Origin of the sequence: Streptomyces sp. NPDC048270 (assembly GCF_040652335.1) — a bacterium.
Taxonomy (GTDB): Bacteria; Actinomycetota; Actinomycetes; order Streptomycetales; family Streptomycetaceae; genus Streptomyces.
Map to the genome: position 1 here is coordinate 1 of NZ_JBEZLV010000140.1, position 1,241 is coordinate 1,241.

The window sequence follows — 1,241 nt, forward strand, 5'->3', positions numbered from 1 at the left end:
CTGGAAGCCGGAGAACGCCAACGCCAGTATGGCGTCCGCGATCTCGGCACTCGGCAAGGGCAAGATCGTCGGCGTCTACTCCGCCAACGACGGCATGGCCGGCGGCGTGATCACCGCCCTGAAGGCCGCCGGCGTCAATCCGCTGCCCCCGGTCACCGGCCAGGACGCCGAACTCGCCGGTGTGCAGCGCATCGTCGCGGGCGAGCAGTTCATGACCGTCTACAAGCGGTACGCCCCCGAGGCCGCGGCCGCCGCGGAGATGGCCGTCGCCCTCGCCAAGGGCGAGAAGATCGACGGGATCATCAACCAGTTCGTCGACAGCCCGACCACCAAGCGCGTGCCCGCGGTCCTCGTCCCGGGCATCTCGCTCACCAAGGCCAACGTCAAGGCCACGGTGGTCGACGACGGCGTCTACACCGTCGCCGAGATCTGCACGGACAAGCTCAGGGCCGCCTGCGAGGACCTCGGCCTGAAGTAGCCGGGCCGCGGCCCGGCCGCTCAACCCGTGGGCGGAGGTCCGGACGGCCGTTCCCACAGGCGGGTCAGGTGGGCGTGGAGCACCTCCCGGGCCGCCTGCGGGGTGAGGTGTCCGACCAGGACGTGGGCCGTCAGCCCGTCCGCGAGCGCCAGCAGGGTACGGGCCTCCAGGCGCGGGTCGAGCGGCCCGGGCGCCCCGGCGTCCGCGGCGGCCTCGGAGACGAGGCGGGTGAACGCCTCCTCGAGGGCCGCGTAGTTCTCCTTCAGGGTCTTGGCGAGCACCTCGCTGACCGCGGCCTGTGCGACGAACGCGAGCCAGACCCGGGCCTCGGCCCGGTGTTCCTCGCGCAGCAGTGAGACCTCGGTGGCCGCATGCCCCAGGGCCGTCGCGGCCGACTGCGCCGGGCTCCCGACGAGGCGCGCCCGCACGCGCTCGCCGATGCGCTCGCCGATGTGTCCCACGGCGAACACGAGCATCTCCTCCTTGGTGCGGAAGCACCGCTGCACGGCGCCCATGGACACGTCCGCCCGCGCCGCGACGTCCCGCAGGGTCACTCCCTCCAGCCCGCGTTCCTCCGCGAGCCGGCAGACCGCCTCCGCGATGAGGCGGCGCCGTCCCTCGTGATCCACCTGCCTGGGCATGCCCGGTGCCTCCCCGTCCCTCGGTCCCACGGGCACCGCACCTTTATGCGATGCGCTCGTATCGATTCCCAGGTTACAGTTCCGATGCAAGCGCATCGGACCGACTCGGGGACCGCACATGG

General features: G+C 72.3%; 2 protein-coding genes. One reads left to right on the forward strand and one right to left on the reverse strand.

Annotation, left to right across the window (positions count from 1 at the left end; translation table 11 throughout):
- The coding region (locus AB0D66_RS34645; protein ID WP_362311112.1) for a substrate-binding domain-containing protein at nucleotides 1-478 on the forward strand (478 nt) is incomplete at its 5' end.
- 20 nt (nucleotides 479-498) lie between these two features.
- On the opposite strand, the gene AB0D66_RS34650 is transcribed toward AB0D66_RS34645, so the two are convergent.
- Nucleotides 499-1,119, reverse strand: coding sequence for a TetR/AcrR family transcriptional regulator (locus AB0D66_RS34650; RefSeq protein WP_362311113.1), 621 nt, complete (start codon nucleotides 1,117-1,119; stop codon nucleotides 499-501).
- Nucleotides 1,120-1,241 lie beyond the last annotated feature (122 nt).

Coding starts and splice junctions, on each gene's coding strand:
- AB0D66_RS34650 (WP_362311113.1), bottom strand. CDS start 1,119: ATGCCCAGGCAGGTGGATCACGAGGGACGGCGCCGCCTCATCGCGGAG.